At 43.1% G+C, this 20,566-nt stretch carries 16 protein-coding genes and 1 pseudogene; all 17 read right to left on the bottom strand.

Translation table 11 applies throughout. From position 1 onward, the window contains the following. Positions 1 to 83 precede the first annotated feature (83 nt). A complete protein-coding gene (locus GMD1S_RS03950) occupies positions 84 to 782 on the bottom strand; it encodes an N-acetylmannosamine-6-phosphate 2-epimerase (RefSeq protein ID WP_001135645.1) in 699 nt (232 codons plus the stop codon). 233 nt (positions 783 to 1,015) lie between these two features. Continuing rightward, positions 1,016 to 4,408: an SIALI-17 repeat-containing surface protein gene (locus tag GMD1S_RS03945; protein WP_044135610.1), complete on the bottom strand. Its 3,393-nt coding sequence runs from the start codon at positions 4,406 to 4,408 to the stop codon at positions 1,016 to 1,018. 334 nt (positions 4,409 to 4,742) lie between these two features. Continuing rightward, entirely contained in the window at positions 4,743 to 5,723 is a 981-nt protein-coding gene (locus GMD1S_RS03940) for an acetylxylan esterase (protein ID WP_000795105.1), read from the bottom strand. A gap of 317 nt (positions 5,724 to 6,040) precedes the next feature. Beyond that, entirely contained in the window at positions 6,041 to 8,056 is a 2,016-nt protein-coding gene (gene recG / locus GMD1S_RS03935) for an ATP-dependent DNA helicase RecG (protein ID WP_001048744.1), read from the bottom strand. A gap of 20 nt (positions 8,057 to 8,076) precedes the next feature. Further along, positions 8,077 to 9,180, bottom strand: coding sequence for an alanine racemase (gene alr / locus GMD1S_RS03930; protein ID WP_000648053.1), 1,104 nt, complete (start codon positions 9,178 to 9,180; stop codon positions 8,077 to 8,079). Continuing rightward, positions 9,170 to 9,532 carry a holo-ACP synthase gene (acpS, locus tag GMD1S_RS03925; protein ID WP_008278293.1) on the bottom strand — a complete coding sequence of 121 codons (363 nt, stop codon included), beginning with the start codon at positions 9,530 to 9,532 and terminating at the stop codon, positions 9,170 to 9,172. Before acpS ends, alr begins: the two co-directional genes overlap by 11 nt. A gap of 44 nt (positions 9,533 to 9,576) precedes the next feature. Further along, on the bottom strand, positions 9,577 to 10,608 hold the full coding sequence (locus tag GMD1S_RS03920; RefSeq protein WP_000864029.1) for a 3-deoxy-7-phosphoheptulonate synthase: 1,032 nt from the start codon (positions 10,606 to 10,608) through the stop codon (positions 9,577 to 9,579). A gap of 1 nt (position 10,609) precedes the next feature. Further along, on the bottom strand, positions 10,610 to 11,641 hold the full coding sequence (locus GMD1S_RS03915) for a 3-deoxy-7-phosphoheptulonate synthase (protein ID WP_000231307.1): 1,032 nt from the start codon (positions 11,639 to 11,641) through the stop codon (positions 10,610 to 10,612). Positions 11,642 to 11,720: 79 nt separating this feature from the next. After that, complete coding sequence (gene secA / locus GMD1S_RS03910; RefSeq protein ID WP_001284115.1) at positions 11,721 to 14,234, bottom strand: preprotein translocase subunit SecA; 2,514 nt, start codon at positions 14,232 to 14,234, stop codon at positions 11,721 to 11,723. Between the two features lie 130 nt (positions 14,235 to 14,364). Continuing rightward, positions 14,365 to 15,120 (bottom strand): DNA alkylation repair protein, encoded by a 756-nt coding sequence (locus GMD1S_RS03905; protein ID WP_001085879.1) that lies wholly within the window; start codon positions 15,118 to 15,120, stop codon positions 14,365 to 14,367. Positions 15,121 to 15,264: 144 nt separating this feature from the next. Then, positions 15,265 to 15,555, bottom strand: a complete 291-nt coding sequence (locus GMD1S_RS12545) for a hypothetical protein (RefSeq protein WP_000415957.1) — start codon at positions 15,553 to 15,555, stop codon at positions 15,265 to 15,267. 132 nt (positions 15,556 to 15,687) lie between these two features. Further along, on the bottom strand, positions 15,688 to 16,284 hold the full coding sequence (locus tag GMD1S_RS03895) for a LemA family protein (RefSeq protein WP_000812473.1): 597 nt from the start codon (positions 16,282 to 16,284) through the stop codon (positions 15,688 to 15,690). Positions 16,285 to 16,444: 160 nt separating this feature from the next. Then, the gene (locus GMD1S_RS03890; protein ID WP_000749678.1) at positions 16,445 to 17,311 is read right to left on the bottom strand and encodes a TPM domain-containing protein; all 867 of its coding nucleotides are present in this window, start codon (positions 17,309 to 17,311) and stop codon (positions 16,445 to 16,447) included. Between the two features lie 228 nt (positions 17,312 to 17,539). After that, positions 17,540 to 18,850 (bottom strand): ribosome biogenesis GTPase Der, encoded by a 1,311-nt coding sequence (gene der / locus GMD1S_RS03885; protein WP_001207687.1) that lies wholly within the window; start codon positions 18,848 to 18,850, stop codon positions 17,540 to 17,542. A gap of 13 nt (positions 18,851 to 18,863) precedes the next feature. Further along, positions 18,864 to 19,577 (bottom strand): NADPH-dependent oxidoreductase, encoded by a 714-nt coding sequence (locus tag GMD1S_RS03880; RefSeq protein WP_000140859.1) that lies wholly within the window; start codon positions 19,575 to 19,577, stop codon positions 18,864 to 18,866. Further along, positions 19,574 to 20,470: a primosomal protein DnaI gene (gene dnaI, locus GMD1S_RS03875; RefSeq protein WP_000446483.1), complete on the bottom strand. Its 897-nt coding sequence runs from the start codon at positions 20,468 to 20,470 to the stop codon at positions 19,574 to 19,576. The genes GMD1S_RS03880 and dnaI overlap by 4 nt, the downstream gene beginning before the upstream one ends. Beyond that, positions 20,471 to 20,566: pseudogene (locus tag GMD1S_RS12695) on the bottom strand (DnaD domain protein); the annotation flags it as partial.

The following is a 20,566-nucleotide window of genomic DNA, read 5'->3' as shown; positions in this document are numbered from 1 at the left end:
TATTGGATAATGAGTTCTTTATATTTGTATACGTTTTCATTTTCTCCGACGCATCGACCACTCTCCTCTTTTTTGAGATTGTGTTATTTAAGACCGGCAACAAAGCGTTCCGTAATCTCTTTTGGTCTAGTAATAGCTCCACCAACAACGATACCTCGCACCCCATACTCAAGGATTTGCTTAGCTTGTTCTGGTGTATGAATTTTCCCTTCAGCGATGACATCCACACCTGCTTCACACAGTTTTTTGATCAGTTCAAAGTCTGGACCATCCACTTTCGGACTATAAGAGGTGTAACCTGATAGGGTTGTTCCAACAAAATCAATTCCGGCTTCAACTGCTGCTATACCCTCTTCAAAAGTACTGGTATCAGCCATTAAGAGTTGATGTGGATACTTTTCTTTGACTTGTCGGATAAAGTCTTGAATTTCCAAACCGTCGTAACGTTCACGTTTGGTGCAATCCAGAGCAATGACCTCAATGTCTAGTTCAGCCAACTCATCAACTTCTTTCATAGTCGCTGTAATGAATGGCTCCTGTGGCGGATAGTCACGTTTGATGATCCCGATAATCGGGAGTTTCGTAACCTCCTTAATCTCCTTGATATCACGAACACTGTTTGCTCGGATACCGACTGCTCCACCTTGCTCAGCCGCTTTGACTAGCAAGGGAATGACTCCTCCCGCTTCTGTATAAAGCGGTTCGTGAGGAAGTGCCTGGCAAGAGACAATGATTCCATCTTTGATCTGTTCAATCAAGGCTTCTTTGCTGATCTGTGGCATCCCCTTTCCTCCCTTTCTTGTTCTTATGGGCTTATTATATATCATTTGTTAAGCGCTTTCAATAGCTTGTAGTAGAATAGATTTCAGTTTCAAAACTATTTTATAGAACAGACTATCCTGAAAGTAGTTTCAGACCTCTTATGATTTCGAATCAACCTAAATTTAATAAAGAAAGATAGCAGGCTGAAAAACCTGCTATCTCTTCCGATACCTAGTCAAATAGCTTTTACTTATTATTCTTTTCTCTTCTTGCCAAATGCAAACAAGGATAAAAGAACACCTGCAAGACCAAGGGAAATCAGTGAGCTTGTTTCCTTGCTTCCTGTATTTGGAAGTTCATCTTGTTTAGCGGCTGGCGCTTGATAGGTCACATCTTGGCCTAGAGACAGTTTGTTGTCTGCAGCTACTAATACTAGATTGGTGTCTCCCTTGTACTCTGGCACTTCATGGACTGCTGCCTCAGCGCCATTGACACCTCCCTTATACTCTGGCAGGTCATTTGAAGCTGCCAAGACAAAGTTAGCACCTCCTCTATATTCCGGAAGTTCGTTTGAGGCTGCTAGAACTGCATTGACACCACCCTTGAACTCTGGAAGTTCATGGACTGCTGCCTCAACAGCGTTGACCCCACCTGTAAATTCAGGCTTTTCAACCGTTGGCGCTGGTTCTTCGCCTACTGTTGATAATGGACCGGTGTACTCTGGCATCTCTGCCACTGGGGCTTCCTCAGCATTGACTCCACCAGTGAATTCGGTTTTTTCTACTGTAGGAGCTGGTTCTTCACCTACTGTTGCCATTGGACCTGTATACTCCGGAACTTCATGAACCGCTGCTTCTTCTGCATTAACACCACCTGTGAACTCTGGAACCTCATGGATAGCAGCTTCACTGCCATTAATACCATCGCTTAGTTTAGAGCCAGCTAAAGAAACTGGTAAATTGTGCATGCTTTCAATTGCACCCTCAGCTAGACCTGTAATCCTTTGACCCATATCCCCTGGGTCTATTGTGAATAGGAGAGTTTTTGTATCGTACTGGGTCATAAAGGTTGCTGTCTTGCCATTTGCCAATTGAAGGGTCGGAGCCTTGTTGACCAATACTTCCGAATCGAACTCCATGGCTATAATGCCTGGCCATTTTTGGATAGCATATTTTACTTTTGCTTCTTTAGGAGAAACTCTTTCCTTGGTCAAGAAATCCCAGTTGAACTTCTTGAAGGAAAGTGTGTATGGAACACCTCCAGGAGCATGGTGTTCATATAAAAGTCCAAATTCATCTGGTCCGATTTGTTGAAGTGAGTTATAAGCATACTCACCTTCTTGAATCAAATGGTGGTGCAACCAAGTTAACTGACCATCTTCTTCTACACGAGCCACTCGAATATAACCATTTTTACGACCAGGACCATTTGCATTTGCTAATAGAATATACTCTTTGCCATTTTGAACCGTGTGAGTCGCAGCCATTTGAACATAAACGTCTGGCACATCGTAGCGTTCAACGTTATTGTCCCAAGTTAGACCACCATCATGACTGGTTGCAACCTGTAGATCTTCTGTCAACCCACGCATAAAGAGTTTGAGGTCCCCATTGTTTAACTGAACAACTGAAGCTTCTGTATTTTGAGCATAATAATTACTCATGGTACTTGAATCGACTACTGTACCATCATAAAGTGTACGATTGTCGTTGACACCACCACCCATATGCCAAGTCTTACCATGGTCGTCTGAGTAGATGATTCGAGATGATTGAGAACCATTGAGGTGGTTAGCCCGGTTGGTCGTATAGACAGGAACGACGATTCGACCTTTATGTGGTCCAGTACGAAGGGTAATCCCCACTCCAGGACCTACTCCTAGGAATTTCATCCAATCGGCTTTGACCATAGGAGTAATATCTTGAGGCGCTGACCAGGTCTTCCCGTCGTCATCGCTGTAAGACATCCATAGGTAGCTATCCTTCGCAATTCTAAATGGAGAAGTTTTGTTTGTTGTGAAGTAGATATTGCCCAGTAGCTGGTCACCCTTGTATAGATCACCCTTGTCGCTATAGGCCGGTTTAACAGGTTCTACAACAACACGGTAGTCTGTTGCTTTACCATCTGGAGTGTAAACTGTACCATTTTCTCGAATAGTATAAGCTTCCTGTTCACCTTCTCGATAGAGGAGTTGATAGGTTTTACCATTGATTTCTTTGTAGGCTTCTTCTTTTTGCGAAGACATTCCAAAGATTCCTTTTCCTTCTGGGAACATGTCATAAATGGCAAAAATGCGTTTGGTTTCAGGATCTTGAGTCAGGGTCATATCGATATTCACTGGTGAACCGATTGATGGATCAGAAGCCTTTGGATTGTCACGTAGGTTGGTAATAGTTACTCGATCTCCCCAAGTTTTACCATTATCTTCACTGCGTCTGATGACCATGCCGATATCACCCCAGTCACTCGAATGGAGACGACGTTCATCTGCACCTGCAATCAGCGTTCCTTTATCTGTCTTGAGAAGAGCTGGGATACGATAACTCTTGATACCATCTTTATTTGGTTGGTTGTTCATTCCACCTTCAAAGACGTCTTCTTTCTCTGAGATTTTCGCTCCCTCAGGAAGTTTCTTTTCTAAATCACCTCTTTCAAATAGTTGACTTCTTGTCTGAACTTCATCTGGGCTTAAAGCACGATCATAAACAGTTAGGTTTCGCACTTGTAGGTTTGATGCCCAAACTGTTTTATTGGCCCGTTTGGTTGCTCCAAGTTGAACTTGATTAACATCTGGCATATCTTTGATAAAGTTACCAGATTTGAGGCTTGTTCGAGATAAGACACCGTTCACATAGAGACGAACTCGACCATGAGGTAACTCCGCTGTTGGTTGTTCGACAGTAAAGGTCATGGAATTCCATTGTCCAGGACGAACTTTCAAAGGAGCATCTGTATACTTATCATAGAACTGCTCCCCGTTAGCGCCACGCCCTTCAATAAGAGCTGTATTATCAAGGACCGACATAGTAAAGTACTCATTTTCCTTGGTGTCACTGGATACAGAGAAGAGATTGTAAAAGCGTGGAGCTGATGCATCTGGTTTGAACTCCATGTGAATTGTAGCATTTTTTAGTTGCTTTAGTTTGTCTAGTTCACTTGATAAATCAACTCTCTGACCATTTGCTGCATTGGTTTCAACATCTTCTTTTTCAAGGACAGGATTAGCATTTTTTAAATCTCTTGAGTAATAGTCACGAGGAATAGCACCCTGATCCTCTGATTCCTCTTCCTTATTTGCTTCTTCTGCAGGGGTTTCGGTAGAGGATGGGGTTTCTGATTCTGCACTCTCATTTTTTTTCAAATGGTCTTGGTCCACCTCAACGCCGTTGTCTTGAGCTGCTGCCAATTTACCAGCCAAATCCTTATCCAAATGAGCAAGATCTCCCGAGGACGCTTCTTTTGGCAATTCTGATAAACCTTGACCAGGTTCGACAGTTTCTGTATTGGCCCCTGCTGCATTGGCTTGCTCTTGAGCTAAGACTGGATTTGCTCCAAATACCACTGTACCAATCACTACAGATGCCGCCCCAACTGCAAATTTTCGAATTCCGTATCGCTGTTTCCGATCTAAATATTTGTAATTCATGTTTGTCCTTTCATTTTTCATAAAATAAAGCGCTTTCTTTTTTCTTTAAAAATTTTTATTGTCTCTTCAAGAGACAAGTTTTACAAGAAAATATCCAACTTAATGAGAGCTTCCAATCCTCTCCCATTTTCTGCTGAGGAATTCTTTAAGCACCCAGCAGCCTTTTTCCTCCTTTCACAAGTGACTTTTCCTTTATTATACAATAAAGTCTTATATTTACATCTGTGTTCCTACAGAATAGATTTTACTTTTAAGAATATTTTAATATTTTAAATTTTCTAAAAGTACTTTCAAGTTTTGGACATGAAAAAGAGAGCTCCTGGGCTCTCATTCATCACTTCACATATTTAAAAGGAATTTCACTACCACAGAGCCAGTTGTAGACTTGGTCATTGACAAAAACATTCATGGCTTCGTGAGCATACTCTGGCATGATGCGATAGGCCTTGTCGCAAGTTAGGCGGTTGTAAATCGCAAACTGGGTAATAGGATAGCAAACATCGTCATCCAAGCCCGTAATCATCTTGACCTCACCTTGAATACGATGGGCAAGATTTTTCACATCGATATAGGCAAGGGTCGCCATGATTTCCTCCTCTGTTTCATGGAAGGGATCGTGGAACTTGAAATAACGGAAGAGTTCATCATAGGCTTCACTGGTATTGCCAATCTCAAGCACTCGTCTAAAGTCTGACAAGAAAGGATAGATGGCCACTGTTTTCTGAATCCGAGGATTGAGAGCTGCTGCAACCAAAGCTAAAGCCCCTCCTTGTGAGGCACCATAACTAGAAAGTCGCTTCTCATCCACCTGTGGCAGACTAGCAACAATTTCGATCAACTGGTAAATATCCAGATAGACATCCTTATAAAAGAGATGTTCCCGACCTTCCACAGCACCACGGATGATATGCCCCTTCACCGTATTTCCTAGTGGAGAGCGCAAGCCGTCTTGCGAATAGCCCGACTGGCCCCGCACATCCATGGAAACAACACCGTAACCAGCCACAGTATAGGCCAGCATGTCGGCCCAGTCCCAGCCACGTCCCATATAACCATGAAAGTGGAAGATTAGCGGAACTTTCTCCTCAGTCTTTGGCAGGACGACGCGTGCATAGACCTTGCCTTCATTGCTTCCTTCAAAGGTCAGTTCATAACACTTGACTTGAGGAATGTTAAAATCCCTTTCCTCCAACTGGTAGGCTGGAAGTGTGGATACTTTTTTGACTTCCTCATCCCAGAAAGCATCAAAATCTTCTGGAACTTCATCCCGTCCTAGATAGGTCTTGATTTCTTCTAACAAAGCTGGATTTTTCATAGCATGCTCCTTTAGTTTTGTAATCGCTATCATAACTCTAGCATATCTAGGAAGGCAATGCAAGAAAGAATGCTAAATAGAAAGTGATTTTAGATTCTCTTTCCTCAAACCTATCGTCTGAAAGTAGTTTTAAAAATAAAAAGAGCGTTTCCGCTCTCTGTGTATCAATAGGTGCTAGCTCCTTTCTCTAGTTTGACGGTTTGGAATTTCTTTTGGTAGGTTACTTTAATCGTCATGTGAGAGTCCTCGTTTCTTTTTGATGACTCTAGTATAAGACCCAAACCTAAAAGCTAGCTTATAGATTTCTTAGAAAAGGCTTAATCTAGATGTTCTTGCTTTTCCAGATGGAGAGCAATCATGCGCCATTCTGGATCCTCTTGCCAACCTTCTATCGAACTAATGTAGCTGGCAACCTTTCTGGCTTCTTCTAAAATCGGAAAATCTTCGATAATATCCGCCACTTGAAACTCTGGAAGTCCTGACTGTCTGGTTCCAAAAATCTCACCAGAACCACGCATTTTTAAATCTTCCTCCGCAAGGACAAATCCATTGGTAGTTTCTGTCATGATACGCATGCGGTCCTTCCCAGACTCCGTCTTGGGATTAGCTACAAGAACAGCGTAGGACTGTTTGTCTCCCCGACCGACACGACCTCTGAGCTGGTGAAGCTGACTGAGACCGAACCGGTCTGCATCCATGATAATCATAACTGTCGCATTGGGAACATTGACCCCAACCTCAATAACCGTTGTCGAAACCAGAATATCCGTTTTTCTCTCTTTGAATTCCTGCATAATCTGGTCTTTTTCGTCACTCTTCATCTTACCATGTAGAAGAGCTACTTCAGCCTTACCTGCAAAATGAGCCGTCAACTCCTCAGATAAGGCAATGGCATTTTTCAGATCCAGAGCTTCAGATTCTTCAATCAGGGGAGAGATAACATAGGCTTGCGAACCTTTTTGAATTTCTCCCTCTAACCAAGTCAAGACTTGAGCCAGTTGCTCATGCTTAATCCAGCGCGTCACAATAGGCTTCCGCCCTGCTGGCATTTGGTCAATAATGGAAACATCCATATCTCCAAAGGCTGTGATAGCCAGCGTCCGTGGAATGGGCGTCGCCGTCATCATGAGAACGTCAGGATTGTCCCCTTTTTCCCGTAAAATACGCCTTTGGCCCACACCAAAACGATGCTGCTCATCGATGATAATCAAACCAAGACGAGCATAATCAACCCCATCCTGTATCAGAGCGTGTGTTCCGATAATCAAATCAGCCTCACCCTTGGCAATGGTCTCTAAAACTTCTCTTTTTTCTACAGCTTTTAAGGAACCTGTCAAGAGAGCCAGTTTCAAGTCTGGAAAAAGGTTCTGTAAACTCTCAAAGTGTTGCTCCGCAAGGATTTCTGTCGGTACCATGAGAGCTGCCTGATAGCCAGCCGTCACTGCAGCAAACATAGCCAAGCCAGCAACCACCGTCTTTCCGCTCCCCACATCTCCTTGCAGGAGACGATTCATGTGATGGTCGGACTTCATGTCGGTCAAAATCTCCTGCAGACTCTTTTCCTGAGCTTGGGTCAGGGCGAAAGGCAGATTTTCTTTAACGGCTGTCACTTTTTCCTGGGACCAATTCAGAACCAGACCGCTTCCCTGAACTCTATTTTCAGACTTGAGCGTCTGCAATTGCATTTGGAAGTAAAAGAGTTCCTCAAACTTGATCCGGCGAATGGCCTGCTTGTATTCTGCCAAATCCTTAGGAAAATGCATAGCGCGAACAGCCTGGCAACGGGACATGAGTTTGTATTTATCCAGTAAAGACTGGGGAAGATTTTCCTCTATCAAGAGGTCCAATCCCTGATCAAAAGCTGTCTTAATGACCTTAACCAGACTGGCCTGACTGATTCCCTGAGCCAGACGATAAACAGGTTGGAGGTCATCTTCCACCTGAGCCAGAACCTTCATCCCAGTCAGACTGGCCTTGGCACGGTCCCATTTCCCAAAGACAGCAAGAGTTGCACCCAACTCTATCTTATCAGCCAGATAGGGCTGGTTAAAAAAATTCACCGCAAAAACGACCTCTCCCTGCTTGAGGCTAAAACGCAGGCGATTGCGCTTGAAACCATAATACTGGACACTAGCAGGAGTCACTACCTGACCAGACAGAACAGCCTTTTCGCCATCTTCCAACTCTAGCACCTGCTTGGTCTTGAAATCTTCATAACGGAAAGGAAAGTAGAGCAAGAGGTCTTGCAAGTTTTCAATTCCTAGTTTGGCGTATTTCTCTGCTGACTTTGGTCCCACACCAGGCAAGACATGCAAGGGTTGGTGTAGATTCATGCTCTACTCCTTTCTTTAGTTTAATGATATTCTCTCGGAATGCGGTCACTGAGGAGACAAACCACCTCATAGTTAATGGTTCCACGGTAGGTCGCTACCTGAGTTGCTGTGATTTCCTTGTCACCGTTTGTGCCGATCAGGGTTACTTTTGTTCCTAGTGGGTAAACCTTAGGCAGCCGAATAGTGATTTGGTCCATAGATACTCGTCCGACGATTGGGCAAGCTTGACCATCTACCAAGACAGTGAAATTCTGCATGTCTCGTGTCCAACCATCCGCATAGCCGATTGGCACCGTCGCGATGACTTGCTCGCTATCCGCTTGATAAGTTGCTCCATATCCCATGCAAGCTCCAGCTGAAACTGTCTTGACATGAACCAGAGCAGATTCCAAGGTCAAGGCTGGTGTCAAATCATAAGGCAAGTTCAGAACCTCTCCACTTGGATTGAGACCATACATGGAATCTCCCATACGGACTGCATTGAAAATAGTCTCTGCATGCCAGAGGGTCGTTGCCGAGTTGCTGGCATGAACCAGCTCTGGGACTTCCTTCATACTTGCCAAAATAGCTTTAAATCGTTCTAACTGGGTATTAAAATAGGCATCTGATTCTTCATCTGCAGTAGCAAAGTGGGTAAAAATCCCCTCAACGCGAGCACCGTGTTGTTGGAGCAAGGCTTGAGCCTGCTCAGCCTCGCTGGCTTCTCGAAAACCAATTCGTCCCATCCCTGAGTCAATCTTGAGGTGAACCGTTAAGCCAGATAAATCTGTCTCCCTAGCTAAGAGAGCTTGAATCCACTCCAGTCCAGCCACTGTCAAGGTGATGTCGTATTCTTTAGCTAGGCCAATAGCTTCTAACTCAGATACACCTAGAATGAGGATTTTCTTGCTGAGTCCAGCCTGACGAAGTTCAATAGCTTCATCAATATTGGAAACACAAAATCCATCAACATCATCCTGAATCGCCATCGCAACGGCAACAGCTCCATGACCATAAGCATTGGCCTTGACCACTGCCCACTTGAGCGTTCTTTCAGGGATATGAGCCCCCATTTGCTGAATATTTTGTCGAATAGCTCCCAGAAATATCAGAGCCTTGGTTGGTCTATGTGGACTAGCTTTCATGATTTTCCTCCAAAATGACACTGGCTGTCACAAACTGATCTGTATGGCTGATTGACAGCCAAATTTTTCCTGAAAATGGTGCCTGACTAAAATAGGGAGCTCCTCGTTCATTGTTCAAAACTTCCAAATCCTGAAAGGTCAGCTTGCCAATTCCTGTCCCCATAGCCTTGGAAAAGGCCTCCTTAGCCGACCAGCGGCCTGCCAAGTATTCGATCTGTCTGCGCCCTTTGAGACTGGTAAAACGCTCCATTTCTTTAGGGGTCAGCACGCGCTTAGCAAAGCCCTCACGTCGTGTAACTGCGTTTTCTATCGAAGCCAATTCTTCGATGTCAATTCCGTGTCCAACTATCATACTCATAAAAGGAGCTGAGATTCCCCCAACTCCATCCTTTTCACTTATTTTGTTAAGGTAGTATAAATTTCTTCTACCAAGGCTACTGTATTTTCCCAACCTAGACAAGGGTCAGTTATGGAGTAACCAAAGACCTCTGGTTGATTTTGGCGACCGTCTGCTAGGTAAGATTCGATCATAAAGCCTCGAACCGTCTTTTTAATCTTTTCATTCCAGTCACGATTCAGCAAGGCTTGACGAACAATGCGAATTTGTTCCATATACTGCTTGCCTGAATTGTCATGATTGGTATCGATGATAATGAAGGGATTTTCAAGTCCCATAGTCTCATAGCGATTGATGGCATTTAAGAGGGTTTCATAGTAGAAATTGGGTTCATTTTTACCATATTCGTTCATGGCACCACGAAGGATAACGTGGGCCAAAGGATTTCCTGAAGTTTCCACTTCTTGGCCATGGTAAAGGAAGGTTTGCTTGTTTTGAGCCGCATAGATGGCATTAAACATGACCCCAAGATTTCCAGATGTTGGATTTTTCATCCCAACCGGAGCATCAATCCCAGAGGCTACAAAGCGGTGTTCCTGGTCTTCCACTGAACGAGCCCCTACAGCATGGTAGCTGACCAGATCATCAACCAAAACGAGATTTGACGGATAAAGCATCTCATCAGCTGTCGTCAAGCCCGTCTCCGTAATCACACGGTAGTGTAGCTGACGAACAGCCTGCAAACCATTGATGAGACTAGGCGCTTCGCTGGTATTTGGTTGATGAATCATTCCCTTATAGCCATCTCCATTGGTACGAGGTTTAGCCGTATAGACACGCATCACGATAAAGATTTTATCCGCAACTTTTTTCTGCAAGTCTGCTAAGCGACGAGCGTATTCGAGAACTGCTTCTTCATTGTCAGAAGAGCAAGGCCCCATCACCAAAAGGATGCGGTCGTCCTCACCCGAGATGATAGCTGCTAACTCTCTATCGCGGGCTTCTTTCTTTCGCAAGGCTTCAGGTGACAACTGGGTCGCAGCCTTGATTGCTTCAATATCAATTTCTTGACCTTTTTCGATAAATGCCATCTTACTCTCCTAGCGTTTGGTAAATTTCGCGAACAAGTGCTTCTGTGTTGTCCCATCCGAGACACGGATCTGTAATGGACTTCCCAAAAACTTCTGGCTCATTTTGACGTCCATCTTCTAGATAGGACTCAATCATAAAACCACGAACATATTTTTTGATTTTCTCATTCCAGTCACGGTTAATCAAGGTCTGACGAACGATACGGATTTGATCCATATATTGCTTGCCTGAATTGTCATGATTGGTATCGATGATAATAAAGGGATTTTCCAAGCCCATCTTTTCATACTGATCAATGGTATCCATCAAATTGTCATAGTAGTAGTTGGGAATATTTTTCCCGTATTCGTTCAAGGCACCGCGAAGAATGGCGTGGGACAATGGATTTCCCGTTGTTTCCACCTCTTTACCGAGGAAAAGGAAACTCTGTTTATTTTGCGCTGCGTAAATCCCGTTAAACATGACATTGAGATTTCCAGATGTTGGATTTTTAAATCCTGTTGAAAAGTCTGCTCCACTCGCTACAAAACGGTGCTGTTGATCCTCTACAGAACGAGCTCCAACAGCCATATAAGAAATCAAATCATCCACCAGCGGAAGATTTTCAGGATAAAGCATCTCATCCGCTGTTGTCATACCCGTTTCGGTAATCACACGGTAGTGTAGCTGACGAACAGCCTTGATCCCATTGATCAAGCTAGGAGCTTCTGTCGCATTTGGTTGATGAATCAAGCCCTTATAGCCATCTCCATTGGTACGAGGTTTAGCTGTATAGACACGCATGACCATAAAAATACGGTCTTTGACCTCTTCTTGCAAAGCAGATAGACGCTTGGCATACTCAAGAACCGCCTCTTCGTTATCAGATGAACATGGTCCAATCACCAAGAGAATACGCTGGTCTTCCCCACGGATGATGGCTTCCAATTCCTGATCACGTTGATTTTTTCTCGCAAGAGCCGCTCCCTCTAATTTAGACAAGGCGCGAACTTCTTCAATGTTAATTTTAGGACTTTTAGCTTTAAATACCATGATTCATCTCCTTATAAAGCAAACGGACACCAAGCAAAAAATGATTTTTACCAGGTATCCGCCTGTATCTTATCTCATATTATTGTCTCTTACCATGACAGTTCTTGAATTTCTTACCTGATCCACATGGGCATTGGTCGTTCCGTCCGATTTGGCTCAAGTCCAAATCTTCTGGAAGGCTTGCCTGCTGCGCTGCGATATTACGAGTCGCAGTTGTACTGATATTGTGTTCAGTTTGCGGACGTTCTTGTTCATGGATTTGTGCTTTCATCATCAAGCGGGTCACATCGAATTCAATCGATCCAATCATGTCGTTAAACATGCGGAAACCTTCTGCTTGATATTCTACAACAGGGTTGTTTTGGGCATATCCACGAAGACCAACAGCATTTCGCAACTGGTCAAGAGCATCGATATGGTCTGTCCACTTGTTGTCTACAACACGTAGAATCAAGACTTTTTGGAATTCTTTCACTGCATCTTCGTCACGAAGCTTAGCAACTTGGCTGTCATAGACTTTCAAGGCACGTTGGAAAAGTTCATCTTTGATAGCTTGGTCCGACAAACCTGCAAGGTCTGAACGGCTAATTGAATCTTCTGGAAGCAAGTTATACTTAGCAAAGTTCAAGATTGCTTCCAATTTTTCATCTTCTTTCGAACGAGCATGTGCATCCACGATACGTCCAATGGTACGACGGATCATAGCATGGATTTCTGGTGCCAAGTCACGATCTGCAGTAATAACATCATAACGTTGTGCATAGATGATTTCACGTTGTTCACGCATAACATCATCGTATTGAAGGACTTGTTTACGAGTGTCGTAGTTGTTTCCTTCGACACGTTTTTGAGCTGCTTCAACTTGACGCGTTAACATGCGAGATTCGATGGCTTCGTCAGACATGTTGAGTCGTTCAAAGACACCTTTCAAACGTTCAGAACCGAAACGTTTCATCAAATCATCTTCAAGAGACAAGTAGAATTGTGACTCACCTGGGTCTCCTTGACGTCCTGAACGTCCACGAAGCTGATTATCAATACGGCGACTTTCGTGACGCTCTGTACCGATAACACAAAGTCCACCAAGCTCACGAACCCCTTCACCAAGTTTAATGTCGGTACCACGACCAGCCATGTTGGTTGCGATAGTAACCGCGCCACGTTGACCAGCGTTCATGATGATTTGCGCTTCTCTGTAGTGGTTCTTCGCATTCAAGACTTCGTGAGGAACACCTGCTGCTACCAATTTCTTGGAGAGGAAATCACTCGTTTCAACGGCAACTGTACCTACCAAGACCGGCTGACCTTTTTGGTAACGAGCTTTTACATCTTCAACTACAGCCTTAAATTTCGCATCCAGACTTGCATAGAGAAGGTCTGAGTGGTCGATACGTTGAATTGGACGGTTGGTTGGGATTGGGATAACACGAATGTTGTAAATTTCGCGGAATTCTTCTTCTTCTGTTTTACCAGTACCTGTCATACCTGCCAATTTCTTATACATACGGAAGAGGTTTTGATAGGTAATAGAAGCTGAAGTCTTGGTCTCGTCTTGAATTGGCACACCTTCTTTTGCTTCAATCGCTTGGTGCAAACCATCAGAGTAACGACGACCTTCCATGGTACGACCTGTAAATTGGTCGACAATCAAGATTTCCTGCTCTTCACTAACCACATAGTCGATATCGAGAATCATGATATAGTTGGCACGGAGGGCATTGTCGATAAAGTGAGTAAGAGCTACATTTTCAATGTCGTAGAGATTTTCTAGTTTGAAGTAGCTTTCAGCCTTGTCAATACCAGAATCTGACAAACCGATCGTCTTAGACTGAACGTCAATGATATAGTCGTCCTTGTCCAAAGATTTCACGAAGTGGTCCGCCATATGGTAGAGTTGGCTTGTTTCAACTGCGTTGGCACCTGAAACGATCAATGGTGTACGAGCTTCGTCGATCAAAATTGAGTCAACCTCATCGACCAAGGCATAATTGAGTGGACGTTGCACCATGTTTTCCGCACGAACGACCATGTTATCACGCAAATAGTCGAAACCAATCTCTGAGTTGGTTGAGTAGGTAATATCACAAAGGTAAGCCTCTTTTTTCTCCATTGGAGATTTAGCTGCCAAGTTAATCCCTACTGACAAACCGAGCCATGAGTACAACTCACCCATTTCAGTCGCGTCACGTTCTGTTAGGTATTCGTTGACTGTAACTACGTGAACCCCTTTACCTGCAAGGGCATTGAGGTACACTGGCATAGTCGCTGTCAAGGTCTTCCCTTCACCCGTACGCATCTCTGGAACATCACCATGGTGAAGAACAATCCCACCCATGACCTGAACCTTATAAGGGAAGAGCCCAAGGACACGTTTTGCAGCTTCACGAACTACTGCAAAAGCCTCATATAGCAATGAATCAAGTGATTCACCCTTATTGTACCGCTCTTTAAATTCGTCAGTTTTCGCTTTTAGTTCTTCGTCTGACATTGCAGCCATTTGGCTCTCATAGTTAAGAACCTTATCAGCCATCTTTTCCAGACGACGAAGTTCTCCTTTATCATTTTCAATAATCGTTTTTAAAATATTAGCCATGATTTTCCTTACTTTTTATTCTGAATATTTTAGAATGTTCTTTTAATTTTAGCATATTTACCATTATTTTTCAAGAAAGAATCCTTAATTTACAACGGAAAAGGCCAGCTGAAATTCAGTTTTTTTTGCATCAATCTTCTGTGGCTACCTTTTTGTTTTTTGTTCGAGATGCATGCTTGATGATCCAAGCACAACTTGGACTTAGCTCCTTCTTTTGCCAAGTTTGAAGAATCCTTTCAAACTTATCAGGATCTTCCTTGTATAAATCATTTAAATTATTAGCTACACTTTTTTGAATGGACTTGTCTCTATCATCCTTTAGATTGGTCAGAATAGTGGTGAAATCCTCAAAATAATCCAATACCACGGTTTGTTTCTTAGCCCAAGGCAGACGGATACGCATACATTCGCTGGCAAGTCTACGAACGCGCAAATTTTCATCCCGACTCCATTCTAACAGCAAAGCCATTGTAGCCTTAGGATAGCGAGCCAGCAAAGGTCTCATAGAAAATTCTCCAGTAAATCGCTTGGTTAGTTCCTTACTAAAGGCCGCGCTCAATTCAAATTCCTTGTCCCCATATAGCTCTACATATTTTCCGATTGGCCAAAGCCAATATCCTTCTGAGAACATACCTAAACCACCCTCCAACTCGGGACCCAAAATTTTCTCAAAAACCTTGAGAGAGTCCTCATAAGATAGGGGAAGGCAATCTTTGATACTTTTAGCCAAGAGTTCTTGACGCTGGCTAAACTCCAACTCTTCCAAGTCTTTTTCTACCAACAACCTAAACTTTCGCTCATCAAATGCAGGGGACGCTTCTTGCAACCGTCGACTCAAATCCCTAGCATAAGCCAAGTCATAATAATCTTTTACTTTTTTAGCCATTTTTCAAATCCCTTAATCTTCATTTTACGGGACTTATTATATCATACAGACAGTCCGTCAACAAAATTATTTTCATATCTCCAACTATTTTAACAAGAAAGAGAAAAGGACTAGAAGCTAGTCTGGTCCTTCATTTGTTAATGTTTAATTTCCCAAGAATATAGGCAATATCCCAAAATACCAAAAGAGATTGATCCAGAAGGCCAAGCAAAAGATGATGCCAAAGATGAGAAGACTGATTTTTTTAATCAGCACGGAGTATAGGATGGATAAAACTCCAAAAACCACAAAGAGTTTTTTCATAACGAAATAATATACTGAAACTCCTCCTATTTGCCAATCCCAAGGAAGGAAAAACATGAGGAACCAGAGAAGGCAAATCGTAAGAATATATCTCTTGTAGTGCGCTTCAAGAAAGGCTTTTGTTTTCTCCATAGCAAACCTCCATTTGAGTCACTGTCTCTTCCCTTTTATTATACCAAAAAAACCTGGAAAAAGCTTTCCAGGTTCGGATTTGAAATCACTAGTCCTACTAGAGAAATTCCTTTATTCACAGGCTGATTCACTTTATTGACTTGATGAAGATGTTCCAAAATCGACCTTAGGAACTGTCTTGGCTTCTTCTGTTTCTTTAAAGGTTTCAGCTTCTTTAAAGTTCATCATATTCGCAAAAAGCACGGTTGGAAAACTTCTCAACTTTTGATTGTACTCAGCTGCAACCTTATTATAGTCCTTGCGTGCTACAAAAATACGATTTTCACTGCCTGAAAGTTCGACCATTAGTTGCTCAACATTTTGATTGCTCTTGAGCTCTGGATAATTCTCCGTCAAGGAAATCAAGCGGGAAAGAGCAGAGCTCAATTCTCCCTGAGCCTTTTGGTTTTCTTCCGATGTCACTGAGCTACTACCGATTTTAGCTCTAGCATCCGCAATCTTGGTAAAGACTTCGGTTTCATGATTCATTTGTCCTTTAACGGACTCCACCAAGTTACCAATCAAGTCCGAACGACGTTGGAGGGCTGTCGAAACATCGGCCTGAGCCTGCTCCACTTTAGTCTGTTCACCAACCAGACCATTATAGGTCGTCACTGCGGAACAACTTCCCAGAACTAGTAGTCCAAAAAAGATCGCCACTATTGAGAGAATTACTTTATTTTGTTTCATATCAAAACCTTAACACTTTCTTTTATCAACTTTTCTGAGAAAATACTCAGATTTTAAATCAATTTCCCAAACTTTGTTTTTATTTTTAATTAAGGAGTGAACTCTTGCAAAGGAGTCACCTTACTGTATGGAAAAATCGGTTTGTGCAATATATGATCACTCACCAGTCATCAGACGAACCGCCACCATCAAAGCCACCGCCGTCCCAGCCTCCAGATGAGTCGGAGCCTGAGTCAGACCAAGAAGAACCTGAATCAGACCAAGAGGAACCTGAGTCTGATGAGTCACTGCCCCACCAGCCACCGCCAGAATCATCTCCACGTGAACCACGACCACCAAATAGAAATCCGATAATCATCACGATGAAGTAAATGAGAACTCCAAATACGATAACTCCGTCGCTCGAACTGCTTTTTCGATGACGTCTCGAAGAACTACTCTCACCAGCATACCTTTCAAGTTCCCTTAAGCGACTAGAGTTGGTAGTATAGTCGTAACTACTTTTAGAACTTGAAGCAGTCGTACTCGATCCACTATAGAACATGTAGTTGAGATTATTGACTATTGAGAGAACACCCTTGTTATAGTCACCATTTTTAAAGTAAGGACGTGCTGTTGTCAAGAACCTGTGAGTCTGATAGTCAGTGATCTTACTGGCCACATTATTACTGGTTTCAATCCGTGATTTTCTATCTTGGACTGCTACCACAATCAAGACACCGTGATTATCTCCCGAGTAGCCAATCTTCCAAGCCCTAGCTGTTTCATTGGCTACAGTCTCGATTGTTTCTCCATCTAGGCTTTTCACAACGTAAACACCCATCTGGAATTTTTCTGATTTTTTACTATTGACATTATTCAATTCCCGAATCTGACTTATAGTCTCATCCGTTAAATAATGATCCGGGTCATAAATTCCGTACTCAGGTTTTTCAGGTGCTGTGAATGCTGACAAGAAGAGAAAGATCATTAGCAACCCAAGCAAGCGAACCAACAAACTATGTTTAAATAATCTGCTTTTTTTCATAATAACCTCCCTGATAAAGGAAAATTGATTTAAGGAATTATAGCATTTTGATTTTTACAAAAAAAGTGCATTTTCATTACAAATAGATTACAAAAACTAGGAAAATGATTGAAATTTGATGACAGATTCTCCTCCAATTTGGCAGGTTCTTTTCTCCCCTTTTAGTATAGAAAAAAGAAGACTATGAAGTCTTCTTTTAGTTTATTTTTGTAGAAAAACAAGCAAGGGTTACTTGCGTTTTCTTGCAATCAAGTGAATCGGTGTTCCCTCAAAGGCAAAGGCCTTGCGGATTTGATTTTCTAAGAAACGCAAGTAAGAGAAGTGCATGAGTTCTTCTTCATTGACAAAGATGACAAAGGTTGGTGGCTTGGTTGCCACTTGGGTAGCGTAGAAAATCTTGAGGCGTTTCCCTTTGTCTGTCGGTGTTGGATTGATGGCAATGGCATCCATAATCACATCGTTCAAAACTGCTGAAGGAATACGGGTGTTTTGGCTTTCACTGATTTGCTTAATCATCTCAGGCAGTTTATGGAGACGTTGCTTGGTCAAAGCTGATACAAAGACAATCGGTGCATAAGGCAAATATTGGAACTGCTCACGAATATCCTCTTCCCATTTTTTCATGGTGTGGTTGTCTTTCTCAAGAGTATCCCACTTATTGACAACGATGATCATCCCTTTACCGGCTTCGTGGGCAAAACCTGCGATACGCTTGTCGTACTCGCGAATACCTTCTTCTGCATTGAGGACCATCAAGACCACATCAGAACGGTCAATGGCTCGCATGGCTCGCATGACAGAATATTTCTCCGTATTTTCATAGACTTTACCAGACTTACGCATACCAGCTGTATCAATCATGGTAAACTCTTGTCCATCCGTATCTGTAAAATGAGTATCAATGGCATCGCGCGTTGTTCCAGCTACTGGACTAGCAATCACGCGGTCTTCTCCCAAAATAGCGTTAATCAAACTTGATTTTCCAACGTTAGGACGGCCAATCAAGCTAAATTTAATCACGTCTGGATTTTCTTCTTCAACTTCGTGTGGTAGATTTTCCACAATGGCATCCAGCACATCACCCGTACCGATACCGTGGACAGACGAAATTGGCAGCGGTTCGCCCAATCCTAGCGCATAGAAATCAAAAATATCATTTCGCATTTCTGGGTTGTCAACCTTGTTAACGGCAAGGATAACAGGTTTATGGGTTTTATAGAGTTTGCGAGCTACGTACTCGTCCGCATCTGTAATCCCTTCTTTACCAGACACCACAAAAACGATGACATCCGCTTCTTCCATAGCGATTTCTGCCTGGTGCTTGATTTGTTCCATGAAGGGAGCATCGACATCGTCAATCCCTCCCGTATCAATCATACTAAAGGAACGATTGAGCCACTCACCCGTTGCATAGATACGGTCACGTGTCACACCCTCGACATCTTCTACGATTGAGATCCGCTCACCAGCGATCCGATTAAATAGGGTTGATTTCCCAACATTGGGACGTCCCACAATGGCAATAGTTGGTAAGGCCATGTTTTCTCACTTTCTACAATAACTTTTTCTGTTCTAGATTCTTCCGAGTTGAACGAGGTTCGGCTTGACCAAACTGCTCTGCCAAACGCTGACTCCAAGAGGTTGTCGCACGCGCACCAGCATAGTCTGCCTGTACTTTGTCATAGTCCAAAATCGCTGCTACTGGCTGTTCTTGGTATTCTTCTTCAAATACCACTTGGTTCAAAGGCAGTCTTGGTTTGACATCATGTTGTTGATTTGGCACGCCAAGGGCAATCCCAAAAACGGGATAGGTATAGTCAGGCAAGTTAAAAAGCTCTGCCACTTCTTCTGACTTGTAACGGACCAAACCGATAATCACACCACCATATCCCAGACTCTCAGCCGCAAGCAAGGTATTTTGCCCTGCAAGCGCAGCGTCCACAGACGTGATAAGGAGACCTTCTACCCCTTGAGGTTGGAAAGTGTCCGTATGAAGGCTTGCTCCCTTTTCAGCTCGGTTCAAGTCACCGACAAAAAGCAAAAAGGCTGCTGACTGGCGAATAGCTTCCTGAGGAACCAATTCATATAAAGCATCTTTCTTCTCTTGACTGCGTACAAGAATCACAGAGTAAGATTGGAAATTTTTCCAAGATGACGCCATTTGAGTAGCAGTCAAGATTTCATTTAAGTGTTCTTGAGAAATCTCTTGCTCCTTAAAGCGACGAACTGAAGTATGAGCTTTCATCAGTTTAATGGTTTCTGTCATCGGCGATTTTCTCCTTCTAGTCTTGTTTCCTCTGCTAAATAACGAATCCGTTCCATGACCCGTCTAGCTTCCCAAGTCTCATCATTTCCATTCTTTCCTTTAGCAAAATGTTTTTCCAAATCTTGGAAATTAAAGTTGGAAGTAAAGAAGGTTGGCAAATCTTCCTGCATGCGATACTGGAGAATAACTTGGAGAATCTCATCACGCACCCAAGGGGTAGATTGCTCTGCACCAATATCATCCAAGATCAAGACTTCTGCTAACTTGATGTCATCCACCAGGGTCTTCACAGATCCTTCACCGATGGCATTTTTCACATCAATGACAAAACTTGGATAGTGGAGAATGGTTGTTGAAGCACCACGTTTTTCAGATAAGTCGTGAGCCAGGGCTGCCATCATGAAGCTCTTTCCGACACCAAAGTCTCCGTAAAGATAGAGGCCTTTTCGGATACTTGGGTAAAGGTCAACAAAGGCATAGAGTCTCTCAAAAATAGGCAAACGTCCTAAGTCATCTAGGTCAATCTGAGCCAATTTCGCTTTCTTGAGACTTGCTGGTAGATTGATCAACTTGAGACGATTCTTGATTGCCGCCTCTTTTTCAGCCGCGATTAGTTCGGGTGTTTCTTCATAAGATACATCTGCATAGCCGTGATTCATGACCAAGATAGGCTTGTAGCCACGCGCTATATAGTCAGCATCCCCACGAAGAAACTTATCCCGTTCTGTGATATATTGGTTGAACTTGGAGATGCTACGATTCAACTCCTCTGGGCTGAGGGATTCTTTCTGGATAAAAGCCGCCACATCTGGGTCTTTCATAATCTGCTGGACTAGGTCCTGATACTGAAAACGACTTGTCTGACGTTTGATAACATCACCCACACTTTCCATCTAGTCTCCTCCTTCTTCTAATCGGGCTAACATTTCTTGTTTTTTACGTTCTAGTTCCAGACGAGTCTCCTCGCTGGTTTGATTTTTATATTCTGG

It is taken from the genome of Streptococcus sp. GMD1S, assembly GCF_000296875.1.
GTDB lineage: Bacteria > Bacillota > Bacilli > Lactobacillales > Streptococcaceae > Streptococcus.
Note: the sequence above shows the minus strand (reverse complement) of the source record. Positions and strands in the feature narration are given on the sequence as shown.

Excerpts from the sequence above, each read along its gene's own strand:
- GMD1S_RS03950 (WP_001135645.1), bottom strand. The coding sequence starts at position 782 with ATGCCACAGATCAGCAAAGAAGCCTTGATTGAACAGATCAAAGATGGA.
- GMD1S_RS03945 (WP_044135610.1), bottom strand. The coding sequence starts at position 4,408 with ATGAATTACAAATATTTAGATCGGAAACAGCGATACGGAATTCGAAAA.
- GMD1S_RS03940 (WP_000795105.1), bottom strand. The coding sequence starts at position 5,723 with ATGAAAAATCCAGCTTTGTTAGAAGAAATCAAGACCTATCTAGGACGG.
- recG (WP_001048744.1), bottom strand. The coding sequence starts at position 8,056 with ATGAATCTACACCAACCCTTGCATGTCTTGCCTGGTGTGGGACCAAAG.
- alr (WP_000648053.1), bottom strand. The coding sequence starts at position 9,180 with ATGAAAGCTAGTCCACATAGACCAACCAAGGCTCTGATATTTCTGGGA.
- acpS (WP_008278293.1), bottom strand. The coding sequence starts at position 9,532 with ATGATAGTTGGACACGGAATTGACATCGAAGAATTGGCTTCGATAGAA.
- GMD1S_RS03920 (WP_000864029.1), bottom strand. The coding sequence starts at position 10,608 with ATGGCATTTATCGAAAAAGGTCAAGAAATTGATATTGAAGCAATCAAG.
- GMD1S_RS03915 (WP_000231307.1), bottom strand. The coding sequence starts at position 11,641 with ATGGTATTTAAAGCTAAAAGTCCTAAAATTAACATTGAAGAAGTTCGC.
- secA (WP_001284115.1), bottom strand. The coding sequence starts at position 14,234 with ATGGCTAATATTTTAAAAACGATTATTGAAAATGATAAAGGAGAACTT.
- GMD1S_RS03905 (WP_001085879.1), bottom strand. The coding sequence starts at position 15,120 with ATGGCTAAAAAAGTAAAAGATTATTATGACTTGGCTTATGCTAGGGAT.
- GMD1S_RS12545 (WP_000415957.1), bottom strand. The coding sequence starts at position 15,555 with ATGGAGAAAACAAAAGCCTTTCTTGAAGCGCACTACAAGAGATATATT.
- GMD1S_RS03895 (WP_000812473.1), bottom strand. The coding sequence starts at position 16,284 with ATGAAACAAAATAAAGTAATTCTCTCAATAGTGGCGATCTTTTTTGGA.
- GMD1S_RS03890 (WP_000749678.1), bottom strand. The coding sequence starts at position 17,311 with ATGAAAAAAAGCAGATTATTTAAACATAGTTTGTTGGTTCGCTTGCTT.
- der (WP_001207687.1), bottom strand. The coding sequence starts at position 18,850 with ATGGCCTTACCAACTATTGCCATTGTGGGACGTCCCAATGTTGGGAAA.
- GMD1S_RS03880 (WP_000140859.1), bottom strand. The coding sequence starts at position 19,577 with ATGACAGAAACCATTAAACTGATGAAAGCTCATACTTCAGTTCGTCGC.
- dnaI (WP_000446483.1), bottom strand. The coding sequence starts at position 20,470 with ATGGAAAGTGTGGGTGATGTTATCAAACGTCAGACAAGTCGTTTTCAG.